Source organism: Nonomuraea sp. NPDC050643 (assembly GCF_040654715.1).
GTDB lineage: Bacteria > Actinomycetota > Actinomycetes > Streptosporangiales > Streptosporangiaceae > Nonomuraea.
In genome coordinates this window covers 287,048-305,134 of sequence record NZ_JBFAIM010000006.1, presented here as the reverse complement: position 1 = coordinate 305,134, position 18,087 = coordinate 287,048, and the positions used below count along the sequence as shown (strand labels likewise).

Below are 18,087 nucleotides of genomic sequence, written 5' to 3'. Positions count from 1 at the left end.
CCACCGTCCTGGCGGGGGCCGGGTGGCCGCGCCGCCCGGCCTGGCCACCCGGGGCCCACCGCCGGTACGGCTTAGCCGAGCAGGGAGCGCGGCGACAGCCGGCGGCCGAGCCGGCCCATCAGCCCGGCCCGCCGCCTGACCGAGGCGTCCACCTGGTCGAAGTACCGCCAGGCCAGGTCGGCGTCGGCCTGGTCCACGGGCGCCCCGCCGAACGTCGCCAGGTTCGCCAGGTCCGCGAGCGCACTCAGCGGCTCGCGGGCGGCGGCCCCCAGCTCCGACTCCGCCACGGACGCCACCTCCCCGGCCGTCAGTGCCCCCGACGAGACCGGGATCCCGCCCCCGCGCAGCCGGGTCACCGTCTGCCGCCAGGCTCCGACCACCCGGGCGGCGGGCGAGGAGGCCCGGCGGCGGCGCATCCGCCGTACGGGCGGCACCACGCCCACCGCCAGCAGGTAGGCGGCCAGCAGCCCCGCGGGCAGCGCCGCCCACACGAGCGGCCCGGTCCCGGAGCCCGCCGGGCGCGGGGTGACCGTCGGGGTCGGCCGGCTGGCAGGCTTCTCCGCCGGCTTGGGCTGGGCGGTGTCACTGTTGATGGCCTGCTCGATCTCGCGGGCCTGCTTGGGCGCCCCTTCGGCCACGTCACCGCCCTCACCGGCCCGCGTACGCGAGGGCGTCGGGTAGAACGGCACCCACCCGATGCCCTTGAACTCGATCTCGGCCCAGGCCAGCACGTCGCCCGCCCGCACCTGCCGCACCCCGCCGGCCTCCGCGCCGCCGGGCCGGAACCCCACGACGATCCTGCTCGGCAGCCCGATCGAGCGGGCCAGCAGCGCGAACGAGGCGGCGAACTGCTCCGTCGTCCCCCGTTTCGACTCCGTCAGGAAGAACTCGATGCTGCGATAGCCGTGCCCCGGCGGCGCGTTGACGTCGTTGACGGCGAGCTTGCGCAGGTAGGCGGCCAGCTTCGCCGCCTGCTGCGTCGGGCTGCGCGCCCCGGCCGTGGCCTTGCGGGCGATCTGGCCGAGGCGGGCGCGCTGCGGCGGGGTACGCCCGTCGGGCCCGTCGGGCAGCAGGCGCGCGGCCGGGTCGTCGGCGGGCGTCGCCTCGCGCAGCTCCGCGGCCGCGTACCGGCGGATGCCCGAGGTCACCTGGTACGTCATGCCCTCACGGGCCTGCGTGCTGGCCAGCATGCCGGTGGCCGGATCGACCACGATGCCCGCCCCCGTGGCCAGCATCGGCCGATCCGCCGCCGGCAGCCACGGGCCGGGCAGCCGCTGCACGGTGAAGCGCTGCTCGACGGAGTCGCGCTCGCCCTCCTGACCGGGGACACGGCCGCCCGTGGGGACGAAACCGGCGCCCGACGTCCAGCTCACTCCGTCGAACGTGTCCAGCACGGCCAGCCGGAGATGCGCCTCCGAGGTCGTGGTGACCGTGAACAGCTCACGCTGCGGGTTCTGCAGCCAGGCCGACACCTGGTCCAGCGCGCTCACCCCGTTGATCGGCCGCGGGGGCGGCTGCTCGACCAGCCGGCGCACGTCGTACGGCCGCTCCGCCCGGGGCAGTACGGGCCCCGCGACGGCGCCGGCCAGCACCAGCCCGGCGAGCAGCGGCACCCCCAGCGCCACCGTCCCGATCGACCGGGCCGACCTGACCAGCGCCAGCAGCAGCGCCAGCCCCGCGAACACCGCCGCGTACGGCACCACCGACCCCGCCCCGGAGACCCCGAGCACGACGGCGACGGCGAGCACCGACAGGGCGGGCCCGGCGGGCACCAGGACGGCCCTGGTCCGCAGGGCGATCTCGGCCCCGGCGAAGGTGGCGGCCCACACCAGGAGGGCGACCAGCACGATGGCCCGGCTGCCGGGGGCGGCCGGCAGGATCGTGGTGAGCAGCCACCCGCCCGCGTCGCGTACGCCCGTCAGCGCGGCCCGCACGCCGGCCGGGCCGGGCACGAACCCCAGCCACGCCTCGGCCCTGAAGATCGTCGCCGACACCGCCACCAGCCAGACGAGCACGCTCACGGGGATCGCGCCCCAGAGCGGCAGCCGCCCGGACAGCAGCACCGCCAGCACCCCGGGCACGACCGCGGCGACGGCCACCACGGGCAGCAGGGCGTCCCAGGTGAAGACCCCGTCGAACGCCATCCCGGCCGCCGCCCCGAGCAGCACCACCATCACGACGGACGCCACCCGCCGGCCGAGGCCACCACCATCAGCCGGTCCCGCCGACCCGCCGGCCGGAGCAGGCGAGGCCGGCGGGACAGCGGCCGACGGCGCTCCGGACGGCACAGACCCGGGCCGCAGCGCACCAGGCCCTTCGCCGTTCGGAGCAGTCTGGGTGGAAGGAGAAGGCAGAGGAGAAGAGGAAGGACCGGGCGCCGCGCCCGGCAACGCGCCTAGCGTGGCCATGCCGCGGCCAGTTCATCGAGGTCGCCGGCCTCGATGACGGTCACCCCGGCCGCCTGCGGCCGCCCGCCGTCCGCCGGGTCCCCCACCCGCACGAACAGCACCTGATCGAAGCGCCGCCGCACCGCCGCCGCGTCCGCCAGGGCCGCGAACGTGCCGCTCACCAGCACCAGAGCGCCCCCGGAGCCCGCCCGGCGCAGCGCGTGCAGCGGCGGCTCGGCCTGCTCCTCGCGCTCCACCCGGGCCAGCCGGTCGAGCACCTCCTCGTCCTCACCGGGGCCGCCCTTGGCGTGCAGCAGCTCGCCCATCCCGGTGAGCACCCGCACGGGGAACCGGTCCCGCGTCACCGCGCACGCCGCCGACGCGGCCACGTCCACCGCCAGCTCGAACTCGTCGTCCCCCTCGTACGACGAGGGCCGCGTGTCCAGGATGGTGACGGTGTCCGGCAGGTTGACGTCGGTCAGCTCCTTGACCATGAGCACGCCGGTCCGCGCGGTCGAGCGCCAGTGCACGTGCCGCAGGTCGTCGCCGATCACGTACTCGCGCAGCCCGTTGAAGCTGCTCACGCCGGACGGCGTGGAGCGGGAGGCCAGGCCGTCCAGGTGCCGCTGCCGCCCGGAGTGCAGCGGCGTGAGCGGCACCGTGCGCGGCCGGACCAGCAGCATGTCGGGCCGCCCGTACGCGACCGAGCGCCGCGCCAGCCCGAACGGATCGGTACGGTCCAACAGCAGCGGCCCCACGGGGGTCTCCCCCCGCCGCCGGGTCGGCAGCCGGTACGACACCGTCCGCGCCGCGTGCCGGGCCAGCGCCGGCACCTCGACCGTCACGGTCGTGCCCCGGCAGGTGTCGCGGGCCAGCAGCCCCGAATGCCGCCACCGGCCGGTGTTGCGCACGTGCAGGATCGCCACCGCCGGGTCCCCGCGCGCCACCTTCACGGGCGTCACCTCGCGCCGCACGTCCAGCCGCACCCCTCGCAGCGTCCACAGCGCGCCCGCCCACACGGCGGCGACCCCGGCCACGGCCAGGACCGCCGACTGGGCGTACCCGAACGGCGCGCCCACCGCGTACAGAAGCACCGAGGCCGCCGTCAGGCCCCACCCCGCTCTAGTGATCATTCACACTCCCAGAGCGGGGCCGCCGGGAAGCCCCCCTTCGGGGTTTCCATCAGCACGTCGTTCAGCCACCCGTTGCCCCGGCTGGACTCCACCTTGTTCCAGACGTCGCTGCTCATGCCCGTGTCGGTGTCGGTGAAGGCGGCGCCCCTCTGCTGGCAGAGCACGTTCATCGTGATGTACTCGCCCTTCGGGATGCGGCCCACCTCGGCGCCGGCGCTGGGTCCTGAGCGGATGAGCGTGTCCCGGTCGTTGTTGTTGGCGTTGCGGAACTGCGCGGGCGGCGGGCGCAGCTCGGCCGTGGCCTCGGCCCGCTCCTGGCTCTCGCCCGCGGCGTTCTTGGCGCGCAGCGTCCAGGTGTAGGACTGGCCGTTCTTCAGGCCGGTCACCTCGGCGCTCGTGCCGTCCGGGGCGGCCGGGTGGTCGCCGGGGCCCTCCAGCGCGTACGTGACGCCGCCGTCCTTGGCGTTCTCCGGCGCTCCCCAGGTCAGGTCGGCCCCGTGGTTCTTGCCCTTGGCGGTGAAGTTCGAGGGCCTGCCGGGGGCGACGCAGGGGCGTACCGGGATCGAGGCGGCGGAGAGCACCTCGCCGCCGTCGTACTCGGCGGCGACCTTGAACGTGTACTCCTGGTCGCACTGCCCGCCGTTGACCCTGAACTGGAACGGGCCGTCGGGCTGCACGCGCGACGGGGTGACGTCGGCCCCGGAGGGCGCGCCCCGCAGCGAGTAACCGGTGACGTCGCCCTTGCCCGACGGAGTGAAGACGATCTCCATCCATCCCGGCCCGGAGTTGGCCGTGACCGTGCCCGGCGGATCCGGGGTGACCTTGGGGGTCGGCGTCGGGGTCGGGGTCGGCGTGGGGGTCGGCGTCGGTGTCTCCGTCTCCGTGGGTGTGGGCGTCGCGGTCGGTGTCGGGGTCTTCGTGACGGTCACGGTCGGCACGGCCGTCTTCGTCTTCGTCGGCGCCGACGTCGGCTTGCCCGTGGGGTTCTTCTGGGTGGGCACGATCGTCGGCTGGACCACCGTCGGCGTGTACGTCGGCAGCGGCAGCGGCGTGGGCGTGTCGTTCTGGCCGAGCGCCTCGTCGTACTTGCCGACCCGGTGCCCCCTGCCGTCCTGCTCGATGACCAGGGCCGTCTCGCTGAACTGGTCGTTCACCCAGAGCAGCCCGTCCTTGACGAACACCTCCAGCGGCCCGGGCTTGCCCGTGACCACCTTCTCGGGGTCGAACTTCTTGGCCACCGTGTCGTACACGATCAGCCGGCCCGTGCTCTCGTCGGCGATGTAGATCCGCCGTCCGAGCGCCTGCGGCGCGCCCAGCTTGCCGCCCTTCACCGCGACCGTCGTCAGCGCGCCGCTGGCGGTGTCCACCAGGACGAGCGCGCCCTGCTTCGGCGCCAGGATCGGCACGACCTGGCTCTCGGCCACCGGCGGGACCAGCAGACCGCCGCTCCCCGCGTCGGTGACCGTGCTCGGCAGGCTCACCTGGAGCCGGGTGCCGGTGGAGCCGATCACCATCGCGGCCGCGGCGGTGGAGTTGGTGACCAGCGGGACGCCGTTCGCGATCGTCAGCGTGAGCGGGTCGCCCGCCTCGCCGACCGTCACGGCCTTGCCCTGCTGGGCGCCGTTGACCTGGACGAGCGTGCCCTCTTCGGGGACGGGCACCCAGAGCGTGCCGTTCTTGTCGATGCCCGCCTGGCCGAGCGGCGGCTTGAGGGTGATCGGGGAGCCGATCGTGTCCACGGTCAGCGGGTCGAGCTGCTGGACGGTGCCGCCGCGCGGATCCACCCCGTACGCCTTGCCCACCCCCATCACGATCTGCATGCCGCCCGCGCCGAGCGTGCCCGTCTGGGCGACCTCGAGCTGCGTGGGGTCGATGCGGCTGACCTTGCCCGTGGACTCGTCCACGACGAGCACGTTGTCGCCGTCCTGCACCACCTTCAGCTCCTGGCCCCCGGCGGAGGCCAGGTCCACCCGGCCGTCCACCTGCCCGGACAGGCCGTTGGCGTGCACGACCTCACCGTTGAGCGCGCTGGCCAGCCAGGCGCCGACGTCGGCCAGCTTGGGACGGGCGCTGGAGACGCCCGTACCCAGGAACAGGCCGGCTCCCACCAGCACGGCCACCAGGACGGCCGCGACGATTCCCGCCGCCCGCCGTCCCGCCGCACTCCGCCACCGAATGGCCACCGATTCACATCCTGGAAGATCCGTGCGCATACGTATCCGCGGACACACTAGGGCGATGTCCGCGGGTCGCGACGTCCCTTCAAATAACCTGGAAATGTCCGGCTCAGCGGGCCTCCCGCCGCTCGTCCTCGATGGCCCGCAGCCGCTCCTCCATCGAGGTCTCCGTGGACCGCAGCACGTCGGCGAAGCGCTCCTCGAGCAGCTCCGCACCCGCCACGGCCGTGCCCAGCGTCTCCGCCATCACCGCGTCCACCCGGCCCGCCACGTCGTCCTGGGCCTGCTGCGCGGCCCGCAGCACGGCCTCGGCCAGGGTCAGGCTGTCCATGCGCATGGCGCGCGGCGCGAACTTGACGTCCATGAGCCGGCCGGACGCGGCGGCCGTCACACGCACCTGGCCGTCCGCGGCCTCGCCATGGCCCACGACCACGTCGATCTCGCTCCTGAGCTCTTCGGCGCGGGCGAGCATCTCCTCGGCCCGTGCGGTGATCCGTTCCAGGTCTTCGGGGTCGAAGTCGTTCATGCGGGGAGAGTACGTGCGGCCCCGACCACTTCGGAAAACCTTGAAGAGTGCCCCGAGCCGGACCTACCGGGCGCGGGCCAGCAGCGCGAAGCGGCGGGCGGTCGCCCGGAACGGGCGGCCACGGGCCATGTCCTCGTGCAGGGCGCGCAGCCGGCCGGCGTACGCGCCGGGGTCGAAGCCCGGCACCTGCCACGAGATCACGCGCAGGAACAGCACGAGCGCGCCGACGTCGTGGAACGACGTGGTGTAGCCGGCCTCCCGCCGCCAGGTCACCTCCAGCCCCGCCTCCTCCAGGACGGCGACCGCCGTGGCGAGATCCCAGCCCGCGTCCACGTGCGGCGGGCCGTCCAGGGCCGCGTTGATCTCCTCAAGGTCGCGGCCCGCGACCTGCTGGGTGACGAACGTGCCGCCGGGAGCCAGCAGACGGCGGATCTCGCGGGCGTCGCACCGCCCGTGCCGGTTGGTGATCAGCTCGAAGGAGCCGCCGGGCAGCGGCGACGTGCCCTCGGCGACCTCGACGCCCAGCGGCTCCAGCCGGGCGCGGGCGATCGGGACGTTCGGCGGGTGGCCCTCGGTCGCCACGGCGCGGGGCGGCAGCGGCGCGAAGGACGCCAGCAGCTCACCGCCGCCCGTGTCGAGGTCGAGCAGCGAGGCGGCCCCCGGGAGCAGCTCGCGCACCAGGTCTCCGTAGTCCCACGGCAGGCCGCCGTCGTCGCTGACGCGGCCACGGAAGACCGCGAAGTCCCATCCCTCGAACGGCGTGCGCCGGGCCTCGTCCACCAGATCCGCGAAGTCCATGGCCCGATCATGGCGGGCCGGGCGCCCGCGACGCTCTCCCTTTTCCGCTCTCCCTGTTCAGCGGGGCGGGGTGCTGTCCCGCAGGACGACGCCGACGGGAAGCTCGGTGCCCGCGTCCCGGCCGGCGTCCGACAGCGCCAGGCGCATCGCGCTCAGCCCCGCCTCCCGCAGCGGTACGGCCACCGAGGTGAGCGACGGCACGACGTCCATGGCCGACTCGATGTCGTCGAACCCCGCCACCCCGATGTCGGCCCCCGGGGTCAGCCCGGCGTCGCGGAAGCCCGTCATCGCGCCGATCGCCATCACGTCGGTGACCGCGAACACCGCCTCCACGTCCTCGACCCCCCGCACCGCCAGCCGCCGGGCCGCCGCGTAGCCGCCCGCCCGGGTGAACGCCGTCTCGATCGCGACCGGCACCGGCACGCCCGAACCCGCCAGCCCCTCCAGAAACCCCTCGTGCCGGTCGCGCGAGGTGCGCAGCTCGGGCGGTGCGTGGAAGACGGCGAAGCGCCGGTAGCCCACGCCGAGCAGCGCCCGCGCCAGCGCGGCGGCCCCGCCCCGGTTGTCCACGGTGACCGTGCCGAACGGCAGGTCCCGCTGGCTGATCAGGACCACCCGGCCGCCCGCCGTACGGTATTCCTCCAGTTCCTCGACGAGCGCGTCCCTGGTGCCCGCGCCCTCCACCCGGCTGCCCGTCACGATGATGACCCGCGGGCGCCGGCCCCGGAGCGTCCTGACGATCTCCAGCTCCCGCTCCGGCGACCCGTCGGCCACCGCCATCGTGACGATGAGCCCGGCCTCCTGCGCCGCCTGGGTCACCCCGGCGGCGATGGAGGAGAAGTAGGGGTCGGCGACGTCGCGCACCACCAGCGCGACCGTCATGGTCGAGCCCTTCGCGATCGCCTGCGCCGACAGGTGCGGCTCGTAGTTGAGCTTGGCCGCCGCGGCCCGCACCCGGGAGGCGTTCTCCGACCTGACGTTGCGCGAGCTGCCGTTGAGCGCGCGCGACGCGGTGGCGATGGAGACGCCCGCCTCACGGGCGACGTCGTGCAGGGTCGGCGGGGAGGAAGGGGCCGTGGACCCGTCAGCCATGGCGGTCATTCTGTCACCACGGTCAAGGGCTCACTCCTCGTCACGCCCGCCGCGTTCCCGAGCTCGGCGACGTAGGCGCGCCTGCCCGGCGAACGGCCCTCGACGACGGTGGCGGCGCGCTGCGCGGCCGGGGTGGCGGCGGTGAGCTCCTGGGTGTCGATCAGGACGCCGTCCTCGTAGAGGCGGTAGGTGGTGGCGTTGGTGCCCCACCACATGGTCATGCGGACCGTGTAGTCTCCGTCGCCGTCCCAGTTGTCGCCGCTGAGCACGGGCCTGCCGGGGTTGGCGTCGGTCACGGTGACCTTGAGGGTCGTGGTGGCGGTGCGGCCGGCCTGGTTCAGCAGTTCGCCGGTGTAGACGTAGGCGCCGTTGACCCGGCCGGCGACGAGGACGGTGGCCCGTTGCGCGGCGGGGGTGCGCGGGGTCAGGTCGCGCCTGGCGATCTCCTTGCCGTTCTCGTACAGGACGAAGGCGCTGGCGTTGACGCCGTACCAGAGGTTCATGGTCACGTCGTACGTGCCGCGCCGCCAGTCGCCGGTGGCTGCGAGCGTGCCGCGGGCGGGGGGCTTGGTGGCGCCGTCCTGGGGCGGCTCCGGCTCGGGACGGGTGGCCTTTACGAAGTATGTCCGATCTGCTGTGCCGTCCTCCGACACCACCTTGACCGCGATGTCGGTGTCGCCGACCGGGATCGGGATGGCCGGCGAAGTGGTGCCGCTCGCGACCGGCCGGCCCTGGACGGTGACGGCGGCCTTGACGTAGGGCACCGACCACCAGTGGTTGCCCGAGGCGTAGGGCCGCTCGCTCATGACGTTCGTCTCGACGGTCACGATGCCCTTGAGCGCGACGTCCCTGGTCAGGCTGGTGACGCCGCTGTTCGTCGTACGCGTGAGCCGGACGTGCGGATCCCCCGCCGTCTCGACGATCTCGGCGCTCCCGCCCGCGCCACTCACCGTGAGGCCGTCGCCGCTGGTCAGCGGGCCTGTGGGCAGGTCGTCGAAGTCGTGCACGGCCACGTAGTCCGGGACGGGACGGACGAGGAGCAGCGAGCCCGCGGCGGTCGCGGTGGCCGCCTCGACCTTGAGGCCCGTCCGCGTCCGCGGCTCGAAGCCGCCGGCGGTGGCGCGCAGCGTGTAGCCCTCGCCGATCGGCACGCTCCCGACGGTGAAGGCGCCGTCCGCGCCGCTGGTGGCGGTGGCGAGGATCTGGTCGCCGTCCGTGACGGTGACGGCCGCGCCGGGCAGCGGCCGGGCGGCCTGGTCCAGGACGTGGCCGGTGATCGAGCCGACCGTGCTGGTCGAGGCCATGGTGAGGGCGACGGTGGTCACGTTGCCGGGGCGGACGTTCACGGTCTCGGTGGCGGTGGCGTAGCCGTTCCTGGCCGCGGTGACCTCGACGCCGTCGGCGAAGGGCAGGTTGCTGATCGCGAACCGGCCGTCGGTCCCGGTGGTGGCCGTGCCGGAGCCCGCCGTCACGGCCGCTCCAGAGACGGGGGCGCCGGACGGGGTGCGGACGGTGCCGGTGACGGACTCGGTGGTGGCGCCCTCGGCGGTGCCGTACTCGAAGGCGCCGACGTCGGGGGCACCGTTGTAGAGGGCGGCGCCGGCGTAGTCGCGGCCGCCGTTGGCGGTGATCTCCGTGCCCGTGTCGATGGCGTACGAGCCGGTGGTGACGCGCAGGCCGTACGCGGTCTCGAGGGCGGGGCCGGTCTCCGGGGTGCCGTAGGGGCCGTCGAGGGGGGCCTGGGCGAACAGGGGGTCGGCCGTGACGACGGCGTCGCGGTCACCGGGCGGCACCGTGAGGGCCGCGCCGCCGTACAGGTTGTGGTCGTAGGCGATGGTCGGGCTGGTCGTCAGGACCGCGCCGGCCCGGGTGGAGTGGAGGAGGTTGTTGGTGATGTCGTAGCGGGCGTCGAGGTAGCTGCCGTACCCGTAGATGAGGTAGTCGGATTTGTCGTTGTAAATGGTGTTGTTGTAGATCTTCGCGGTGGCGGCCCGGTCCGAGTGCAGGTAGATCTGGTAGCGGCTGTTGCTCGCGATGACGTTGTTCCTGACCACGGCGTCACCGAAGGCGAACTGGCACAGCAGCACGCCGTCGCCGTTGCCGTGCAGGTAGTTGTACTGGACGACCTGGCGGGTGGTGCCCTTGTCCGGGTCGATGCCGTTGGAGTCGGCGCCGCCGGCCTTCTGCTGGGTCTCGTACACCTCGTTGAACTGGAACGTCACGTCGTCGGCGTAGTAGGACTCGATGCCCGACGTGCCGGTGCGGTAGACGACGTTGCGCTCGACGAGGGCGCCGCGGACGTTGGTCAGGTACACGCCGTTGCAGCCGTACGCCGTGCCGGCCTGGGTGATGTGGTTGTTCCTGATGACGATGCCGGTGTGCGGGGTGAACCTCGGGTCGTCCCTGCTCTCCCGGGTGCCCCAGCCGGTGGGCTCGGCGATGGTCTCGCCCGCGTCGTTCTTGCCGTCGCCGGTGTACTGCTTGAACACGATGCCGGCGAACGAGGTGTTGGCGACCGTGGAGTTCTGGATCACCACGTCGTTGAGCACGGTCGCGTGCTCCGGCGGCGCCTCGATGTCGGGCACCGTCGTGTCGAACACGATGCCGCCGGTCTTCTTCGAGCCGTCCCACCCGGTCTGGAAGCGTACGCCGGGCGCGTTGTTCTCGATGCTGCCGCCGATCCAGTTGACCTGCCCGGTGACGTCGTGCACGGCCACGCCGTCGATGACGAAGCCGTCGAGGGTCTGGCCGTTGTCGCCGCTCACGTGGATGCCGCGCAGGTCGCGCAGGTTCTCGCCGGGGGTGCCGGTGGCCGGGACCTCGTTGGTGACCTCCAGGTCGCGGATCGTCCAGTGCTCCTGGTTGAACAGGCGCACGGCGTCGTCCACCTGGCCCGCGGCGTCGACGCGGGGCCTGGCGCCCTCGCCGTAACGGCCGACGGTGATCGGGGCGCCGCTCTCGCCCGAGCCCTTGGGCCAGAGCTGCTGCCCGCTCCACCGCTGCCCGGCGCGCAGCAGGACGCGGTCGCCGGGCTGGAACGTGGTGGCGCTGACCTTGGTCAGGCTCCTCCAGGCGTGCGCCTCGTCCAGCCCGGTGGCGGAGTCGTCGCCGCCGGTGGCGTCGACGTAGTAGGTCGTGCCGGCCTGGTAGGTGGTGCCGGCCTGGGCGGGGTGTGCGAGAGAGGTCGTCATGATGGTCGCCGTCAGCAGGCGCAGGAGGGTCGATCGGGCGGAGAACATGGCCGTGCTCCTCGTCGGGGGTGGGCGCGGGCGCCGGCAGGAGTTCAGCTCGGGTCGGGGGTGTGCACGATGGGGTGGGCGACGTCGTGGGCGCGCAGGTGCCCGCACATGCCCCACCGCTCGTGCGGCGGGCTCTCCATCAGGGCGGAGCGCAGCAGGTGCGCGCCGTCCCCGCTTTCGAGCGCGTCGAGGACGCCGGCGGTGCGGCGGGTCTCCTGGGCGACCGTGCTCTCCCAGATGGCCCGCCACCGCGCCACCTTGGGGCGGACGAGGGCGACGGCGCTGTCGTAGAAGTCCCGCAGCGCCTCGGGGCCGCCGTCGGCCAGCCGCAGGAAGCCCTCGACGGCCAGGTCACGCCGCCGCTCGACGGCCGCCTCGACGTCGGGCCCAGCGGTCGGCCCGCTGGCCGGCAGGGTCGCGGCCTGCCGGTATCGCTCCGGGTCGGCCACGATCTCCGGCGGGAACGTCATGACCGCGTCGCCTGCCTCGGGCAGCCCGGCGTTCGACATGACGACCACCACCTCCAGGCCGCCCCGGTTGACGGCGCGGTGGATGGTGCCGGGCGTGAACCACACGGTCGAGCCGGCGTTCAGCTCGATCTCCCGCAGGCCGCCGGCGTCGAGGGTCTGCAGCGCGCCGTGTCCTCCGACCACGACGTAGGCCTCCGTGGAGGCCGTGTGCAGATGCGGCGTGCCGCCTTCCAGCCCGTCGGCGCACGCGCTGCCCGAGTAGACGGACAGGCGGCTGACCGACGTGCCCCCGGGGAACGTCATCTCAGCGCGTCCCTGCCGTGCTCGGCCAGCAGCGCGCTGCCCTGCTCGCCCCGGTCACCGTCGGCGACGACGACCGCGTACCGGAAGCCGAGGGTCTCGCCGTCCGGGAGCGGCACCTCCTCGCTGAAGAACGGTGCCGGGTTGAGGCAGGCGAAGTTCTCGGTGCGCGCGAACCACTGCGGCGGGTGCCGCGGGTTCGCGGTGTCGTCGACCATGACGATGGTGGAGTGGCCGCCGCTCTCGTCGTGCCGGCCGCGGAAGCCGAACCACTCGGCGCGCCTGCCGCGCAGCTCGTCGCCGCCCGCGCCGTCCGGCGACTGGATGACGCCGTCGGTGAACGAGCGGGGGCCGCGCCAGAACAGGCCGCCGTAGCCGGCGTTCTCGCGGCCCTTGGTGGTCGGGGAGCCGAAGTCGATCGTGGCGCCCGACACGTTGGTCATGGCCGTCTCGAAGACCAGGGCCCAGGTGGCGTCGTCCACGACGGTGGCGGTCAGGGCGCGCCGCTCCGTGATGACGGGGTCGCCGGCCTGGGAGGTCCAGTCGAGCGCGTGCCCGATCTCGACCTTGCCGCCGGTGGCCGTCAGCGTGGTCATCTCACGGTGGGTGGCGCTGCCGTTGTTGTCGAGCTGGACGTACTCCCCCCGCACGTACGTCGGCCCGCCCCAGAAGTTGTGCTCGCCCACGCACGGCAGCGACCAGGCGATGCCCTTGTGCCAGACGTGGTCGTGCGGCCTGAACAGCGACACCAGGGCGCCGCCGAGGGTGCGGATCGGGTGCACGTACGGCTTGGGCGACTCCAGCACCGGTGTGTCGGGGCGGTAGACGTAGGTGAACAGCTCGACGTCGCCGGCGGTGACGGTGACCGAGGTCCCGAGCGCGTGGTTGGCCTGCAGGGTCACGTGGTCCTCCAAGGGGCGCCCGTGCCGTCCATGCTCTGGGCGAACGGGCTGTCAGCGGTGATCTGGCCGCTGCGTACGCGCTCGCCGGTGAAGGCGGAGGCGTAGAGCGCGGCGATGAACTCCATCGTCCTGCGGGTGTCCGCGGCGGTGACCGGCGGGGCCTGGCCCTGGTCGAGCGCGTCGAGGACGGCGGCGAGCCAGCCGGTGTGGCCGCTGGACCCGCCACTGGGACCGGCGGCCCACAGGGACGTCACGCCCTCGTGGCCCGGGGCCGGGGTCACGGTCCAGTCGTCGTCGGTGTAGCCGTACAGGTGCTCCACCTCGACCGTGGCGCGCTCGTAGTCGAAGCGCAGCTCGGAGGTCTGCCTCGGGGAGACGACCGAGTTCACCACGGTGGCGACGGCGCCGTTCTCGAACGTGACCAGCGCCATCGACACGTCCTCGGTGTCCACCGAGCGGGCCTGGCGGGCGGCCACGGCCGTGACCTCACGCCAGGGGCCGAGCACCGCGAGCAGCAGGTCGAACTGGTGGATGCCGTGCCCCATCGTCGGGCCGCCGCCCTCGGACGCCCATGTGCCGCGCCATGGGACCGCGTAGTAGTCCTCGTCGCGGTACCACTGGGTCAGGCAGGTCGCCAGCAGCGGCCGGCCCAGCTCGCCGGCCTCCGCCAGCCGCCGCAGCCGTACGGCGCCCGCGCCGAAGCGGTGCTGCAGCACGGTCGCGACGTGCCCGGTGGAGCGGCTCTCCGCCTCGATCACCGCGTCGAACTCGGCCAGCGAGAGCGTCGGCGGTTTCTCCACCAGGGCCGTCACCCCGGCTTCGAGGCAGGCGATGGCGAGCGGGGCGTGCGACTGCGGCGGGGTGCACAGGTGGACGACGTCCAGCTCCTCCTCCCGCAGCAGCTTCTCCGCGCTGGCGTAGCTGCGCGGCACGCCGTTCGTGGCGGCGAACTCGCCCGCCCGGCCGGCGTCCACGTCGGCCACGGCCACGAGGCTCGCCCGGCCGCCCGAGTTCCGCACGGCCTGCGCGTGCGCGTTGGCGATCGCTCCGGTGCCGATGATGGCGGCCCGGTAGGTGCGTTCAGACATGTGTTCCTTCGATGGGTGGTCAGGCGCCGTCGATTTCGGCCTGGAGTTCGGTGATGAACGTCTTGGCCGCCTGCTCCGGCGTCTGCCGGTCGAACAGCACCTCTTCGGTGTGCCGTTTGATGATCGCCTCGATGGTGCTGGCACCGCGGGACCGAGACGACGACGTAGACCAGCGTCACGCCCAGCGCGTGGTGCAGGCGGGCGTCGCCGAGCATGCGGGTCCAGTTGTCCAGGCCGTTGAAGACGGGCGGCTGGATCAGGTTGTAGTCGGTGAAGCCCAGCACGAGGGAGGCCACGATGGGGCCCGCCGTGATGAGCAGCAGTCCGGCGAACCAGGGCGCGAGGAACACGAAAGCGGCCTTGTTGTCCTTCTTGTCGCCCAGGGTTCCGCGGCTGCCCTTGCGCATGCGCTGCAGCTCGCCGAGAGCGCTCACGCGTGCCTCCTCATTCGTGACCTCCTGTCACCGAGAGACGGATCAGCCGCTCTGGGAAAACGTATTCCGCAGTTTGCATGGCCGTTACCCGAGCGTCAAGAGCGTCGGCGGGAGGCCGCGCGGCGGGTGATCACACGGGCCGTCACGGGGTGTTAGCGCCCGCCGCCGCACCGATCCGCCGCGCCGACCAGGGTCGACACACCTCGTGAGAGCCGTCCGGAAGTGCGGCGGCACGCCTCCTGCCGGGGCGCGCCACCGGGCCCGCCGCCCCGCGGCCCACGGCCGGGCCTCCCCGCCGAATATCACGGACAGTGATCGCGACCGCCGGCGAAGAGGCCCGGAACGTCCTGCCGTCACAGATCGGCAACAGCCCGCACGGCCGCCGGCGCGAGGCTCAGGGGCGGGGGCGGGGGCGGGGGCGGGTGCTGTCGCGGATGACCAGGTGGCCGTCGACGCTCATGCGGCGGCCGGTGCCCGCCTCGCCCAGGACGATGCGGATCGCCTCCGCCCCGGCCTGGGCCAGCGGGAGCGCCACCGTCGTCAGACGGGGCGTGACGTCATAGGCGAGCGGTATGTCGTCGACCCCGGTCACGGAAACGTCGCCGGGCACCGACACGCCGGCGGCGCGAAACCCGGCCAAGGCACCGACGGCGACAATGTCGTTGACCGCGAGAACCGCCTCCACGCCGTCCATTCCCGCTTCGGCCAGCGACCGCGCCGAGTCGAATCCGCCACGGCGGCCGACCTCGCACTGAACGACCCGGATATCCCGTTCGTCAACGCCCCCGGCGCACAATCCCGCGGTGAATCCGGCGGTGCGGTCGCCCAGGTTGCGCAGGTTCCCGGCACCCGCGAATATCGCCACCCGGCGGTGCCCGATTTCCGCGACGAAGGTCCCCATGGTGAGCCCGACCCGGAAATTGTCGAAGCCGATCGAGTCGAAAGTCATGTCCGTCTCGCCGACGATCACGACCCGCCCGCCTTCCCGCTCGAACGCCCGGAGTTCCTTCACCAGCCGCACATCCACCTCGCCCGCCAGATACCGGTTCGAGGTGACCACGAGCGCGCGGGGGCGCAGCGACCGGAGGACGCGGACGGTCTCGGACTGCCGCTCCGGCGCGCCCATGGTGGCCGACACGGTGACGAAGGCCCCGGCCGTACGCGCCTCGCGCTCCATGGCGGACACGACCATGCCCATCGACGGCGTCGTCAGGTCGTCGGCCACGAGCGCGATCGCGTCGCTCGCCCGGCGCATCGCCCTGGCCGCGGCGTCCACCGTGTACCGCAGGGCCGCGGCGGCGGCCAGCACGCGGGCCTCGTACTCGGGGGCGACCTTCCTGGCGCTGCCGCTGAGGACCCGGGACGCGGTGGCGACCGAGACCCCTGCCGCCGCGGCCACGTCGTGCAGCGTGACCGTGGGCCTCGCCGCGTGGGGCATCCGCTCTGTCCTTTCCGAAGGGCGTACCGACCGGTTATGAAGAGTACTGTCATTCCCCTTCCCGGCCGGTAAGGCCTTCGCCCGTCAGCGGAAGCGCGGGTACACCCCGTGGCGGGGCCACCGGTTTCGGGGCGGTGAACTCCGGCGCCCGGGGATATCCGCCGAGCGCGGGCGGCCGCTCCTTGTGGCCCGCTCGGCGAGCATGTCGACGTCCGTGACGAACGTCCCTGGCCTCGTGCTCGATGACGGTCGCCAGCGCGCCCGGCCTTCCGCAGGGCCTGTTCGACCGCGGGATCGGTGACGCCGACGGCGGAACGGGCGCTGTCGGCCTCCTGCCGCACGCTGGACGAGCTTGATCTTCAGCCGCGGTTCCTGGGCCGGATCGCCCGAACAAGGTGAAGGCGGCGAGCGTCGCCGGCCCGGGCGCTCAGCAGATAAACACAGGCGAGCACGGCGAGCACCTTCAGCTCGCTCAATTTCAGATTGTCGGAAAAGAACGCGGAGACCTGCTCGAAAATACGCCGCATGGTGATGAGCCGCCCGGCGCCCACCAAATCGCCGAACCGGGACACCCAGAACGACAGCAGCACTCACCCGCTCCATCCGGCACCCTCCGCCAATCCACGTGTATTCGACATGACGCATGTCATATAAGGCCGATGACACCGTGGACTAACCCGCCGACCGTCCGCTCAATCATGCTGACCCCATGAAATTCCGCCACTTTGCTCATATGTCAATGTCACGCCGGACGGCCCTCGTGGCCGGCGCGTTGCTCGCCGCCGGCACCCTGACCGTCCCCGGCACCGCCGCCGCGTCGGCGGACCCCGGGCTCGACCGGAAAGCGCTGCAGAAGTCCCTCGACGCGGTGCACGAGGCCGGCATGTACGGCATCTACTCGGAGGTCCGCGAAGGGGCCAGGAGCTGGAAGGGCGCCGCCGGCGTGGCCGACGTGGACACGCGCCGCCCCGTGCGGCCGGACATGGTGCACCGGGTCGGCAGCATCTCCAAGACGTTCACCTCGGTGGCCGTGCTCCAGCAGGTCGCCGCCGGCAAGGTCGAGCTGGACGCCCCCATCGGCCGCTACCTGCCCGACCTGGTGCCCGGCGAGCGCGGGCAGCGGATCACCGTGCGGATGTTGCTCAACCACACCAGCCACATCGCCGACTACGTGGGCCCGGCCTTCCCCTCGCTGTACGAGCCCTCGGGCAGAAGCCTCGACGAGCACCGCTTCCGCCAGATCGGCAAGACGGAGCTGGCCGGCCTGGGCCTGGCCGGGACGCCGACCGGGGAGCCGGGAGCGGTGCCCGGGTCGTACTCCAACACCAACTACGTCCTCGCCGGCCTGCTCCTGGAGAAGGTCACCGGCATGGAGGCGGAGCAGTACATCACCCGGTTCGTCATCCGTAAGGCCGGCCTGCGCGACACGTCGTTCCCGCGCACGCCGCGCATCCCCGGGCCGCACTCGAAGGCGTACGAGTCGCTGTTCGGCTTCATCGACCCGCCGCGTGACTACAGCGTCTACAACATGTCGTGGGCCACGACGGCGGGCGCGGTCACGTCCACGATGAGCGACCTCAACCGCTTCTACCGCCTGCTGCTGCGCGGCGAGCTGATCAGCCCCACGCTGGTGGCCGAGATGCAGAAGACGGTCACGGTGCTGGCCGGCGGCGCGCCGATCGACTACGGTCTCGGTCTCTACTCCCTCGACCTGCCGTGCGGCCGGTTCTGGGGGCACGACGGCGGCGTGTTCGGCATGGCCACGCAGTCGCTGGCGACCGCCGACGGGAGCCGCCAGATCTCGTTCGGGGTCAACCGCATCAAGTACCAGAGCATCGACGAGAACGGCCAGATCGTGCCCAGCCCGATCGACTTCGCGCTCGTCGAGCACCTCCTGCTGGCGACGTGCGGGCCGGACTCCGCGCAGGCGAGGACGTCGCGGCCGTCGTTCACCCCGTTCCCCCTCGATGGGGTGTCGGTCAAGCGCTGATGGCGTGCTGTGTCGCCGATCACCCTGGGGGTGTGGATTTCTCCACAGATGATCGCGCCGGTTCTCCGTAATGTCCCTGCTGCCGGATCACTCCGGCAGCACCGACAGGGGGA

The 18,087-nt window shown here is 73.0% G+C and carries 14 protein-coding genes; 2 read left to right on the top strand and 12 right to left on the bottom strand.

From position 1 onward, the window contains the following. Positions 1–71: 71 nt before the first annotated feature. From AB0I15_RS10645 to AB0I15_RS10600, 10 genes are all read right to left on the bottom strand, one after another. Entirely contained in the window at positions 72–2,189 is a 2,118-nt protein-coding gene (locus AB0I15_RS10645) for a DUF3488 and transglutaminase-like domain-containing protein (protein WP_358092776.1), read from the bottom strand. A gap of 206 nt (positions 2,190–2,395) precedes the next feature. Then, positions 2,396–3,520 carry a DUF58 domain-containing protein gene (locus AB0I15_RS10640; protein WP_358092773.1) on the bottom strand — a complete coding sequence of 375 codons (1,125 nt, stop codon included), beginning with the start codon at positions 3,518–3,520 and terminating at the stop codon, positions 2,396–2,398. Then, entirely contained in the window at positions 3,517–5,703 is a 2,187-nt protein-coding gene (locus tag AB0I15_RS10635; protein WP_358092770.1) for a hypothetical protein, read from the bottom strand. Before AB0I15_RS10635 ends, AB0I15_RS10640 begins: the two co-directional genes overlap by 4 nt. 103 nt (positions 5,704–5,806) lie before the next feature. Further along, entirely contained in the window at positions 5,807–6,223 is a 417-nt protein-coding gene (locus tag AB0I15_RS10630; RefSeq protein ID WP_358092767.1) for a YbaB/EbfC family nucleoid-associated protein, read from the bottom strand. 63 nt (positions 6,224–6,286) lie between these two features. After that, entirely contained in the window at positions 6,287–7,021 is a 735-nt protein-coding gene (locus tag AB0I15_RS10625) for a class I SAM-dependent methyltransferase (protein WP_358092764.1), read from the bottom strand. Positions 7,022–7,078: 57 nt separating this feature from the next. Next, complete coding sequence (locus AB0I15_RS10620) at positions 7,079–8,113, bottom strand: LacI family DNA-binding transcriptional regulator (RefSeq protein WP_358092761.1); 1,035 nt, start codon at positions 8,111–8,113, stop codon at positions 7,079–7,081. A gap of 5 nt (positions 8,114–8,118) precedes the next feature. Next, positions 8,119–11,352 carry a carboxypeptidase regulatory-like domain-containing protein gene (locus tag AB0I15_RS10615; protein ID WP_358092758.1) on the bottom strand — a complete coding sequence of 1,078 codons (3,234 nt, stop codon included), beginning with the start codon at positions 11,350–11,352 and terminating at the stop codon, positions 8,119–8,121. Between the two features lie 44 nt (positions 11,353–11,396). Further along, positions 11,397–12,125 carry a cupin domain-containing protein gene (locus AB0I15_RS10610; RefSeq protein ID WP_358092755.1) on the bottom strand — a complete coding sequence of 243 codons (729 nt, stop codon included), beginning with the start codon at positions 12,123–12,125 and terminating at the stop codon, positions 11,397–11,399. Further along, positions 12,122–13,024, bottom strand: coding sequence for a PmoA family protein (locus AB0I15_RS10605; RefSeq protein WP_358092752.1), 903 nt, complete (start codon positions 13,022–13,024; stop codon positions 12,122–12,124). Before AB0I15_RS10605 ends, AB0I15_RS10610 begins: the two co-directional genes overlap by 4 nt. After that, the gene (locus AB0I15_RS10600; RefSeq protein ID WP_358092749.1) at positions 13,021–14,112 is read right to left on the bottom strand and encodes a Gfo/Idh/MocA family oxidoreductase; all 1,092 of its coding nucleotides are present in this window, start codon (positions 14,110–14,112) and stop codon (positions 13,021–13,023) included. Before AB0I15_RS10600 ends, AB0I15_RS10605 begins: the two co-directional genes overlap by 4 nt. Positions 14,113–14,165: 53 nt before the next feature. On the opposite strand from AB0I15_RS10600, the gene AB0I15_RS10595 reads away from it, so the two are divergent. Next, positions 14,166–14,702 carry a hypothetical protein gene (locus AB0I15_RS10595; RefSeq protein WP_358092746.1) on the top strand — a complete coding sequence of 179 codons (537 nt, stop codon included), beginning with the start codon at positions 14,166–14,168 and terminating at the stop codon, positions 14,700–14,702. A gap of 238 nt (positions 14,703–14,940) precedes the next feature. On the opposite strand, the gene AB0I15_RS10590 is transcribed toward AB0I15_RS10595, so the two are convergent. Both AB0I15_RS10590 and AB0I15_RS10585 read right to left on the bottom strand, forming a co-directional pair. Further along, positions 14,941–15,984, bottom strand: a complete 1,044-nt coding sequence (locus tag AB0I15_RS10590) for a LacI family DNA-binding transcriptional regulator (RefSeq protein WP_358092743.1) — start codon at positions 15,982–15,984, stop codon at positions 14,941–14,943. A gap of 359 nt (positions 15,985–16,343) precedes the next feature. After that, positions 16,344–16,574, bottom strand: a complete 231-nt coding sequence (locus AB0I15_RS10585) for a hypothetical protein (protein ID WP_358092741.1) — start codon at positions 16,572–16,574, stop codon at positions 16,344–16,346. A 143-nt stretch (positions 16,575–16,717) separates the two neighbouring features. On the opposite strand from AB0I15_RS10585, the gene AB0I15_RS10580 reads away from it, so the two are divergent. Next, positions 16,718–17,974 carry a serine hydrolase domain-containing protein gene (locus tag AB0I15_RS10580; protein ID WP_358092738.1) on the top strand — a complete coding sequence of 419 codons (1,257 nt, stop codon included), beginning with the start codon at positions 16,718–16,720 and terminating at the stop codon, positions 17,972–17,974. Positions 17,975–18,087 lie beyond the last annotated feature (113 nt).

Excerpts from the sequence above, each read along its gene's own strand:
- AB0I15_RS10640 (WP_358092773.1), bottom strand. The coding sequence starts at position 3,520 with ATGATCACTAGAGCGGGGTGGGGCCTGACGGCGGCCTCGGTGCTTCTG.
- AB0I15_RS10630 (WP_358092767.1), bottom strand. The coding sequence starts at position 6,223 with ATGAACGACTTCGACCCCGAAGACCTGGAACGGATCACCGCACGGGCC.
- AB0I15_RS10625 (WP_358092764.1), bottom strand. The coding sequence starts at position 7,021 with ATGGACTTCGCGGATCTGGTGGACGAGGCCCGGCGCACGCCGTTCGAG.
- AB0I15_RS10620 (WP_358092761.1), bottom strand. The coding sequence starts at position 8,113 with ATGGCTGACGGGTCCACGGCCCCTTCCTCCCCGCCGACCCTGCACGAC.
- AB0I15_RS10615 (WP_358092758.1), bottom strand. The coding sequence starts at position 11,352 with ATGTTCTCCGCCCGATCGACCCTCCTGCGCCTGCTGACGGCGACCATC.
- AB0I15_RS10610 (WP_358092755.1), bottom strand. The coding sequence starts at position 12,125 with ATGACGTTCCCCGGGGGCACGTCGGTCAGCCGCCTGTCCGTCTACTCG.
- AB0I15_RS10600 (WP_358092749.1), bottom strand. The coding sequence starts at position 14,112 with ATGTCTGAACGCACCTACCGGGCCGCCATCATCGGCACCGGAGCGATC.
- AB0I15_RS10595 (WP_358092746.1), top strand. The coding sequence starts at position 14,166 with ATGAACGTCTTGGCCGCCTGCTCCGGCGTCTGCCGGTCGAACAGCACC.
- AB0I15_RS10590 (WP_358092743.1), bottom strand. The coding sequence starts at position 15,984 with ATGCCCCACGCGGCGAGGCCCACGGTCACGCTGCACGACGTGGCCGCG.
- AB0I15_RS10580 (WP_358092738.1), top strand. The coding sequence starts at position 16,718 with ATGTCAATGTCACGCCGGACGGCCCTCGTGGCCGGCGCGTTGCTCGCC.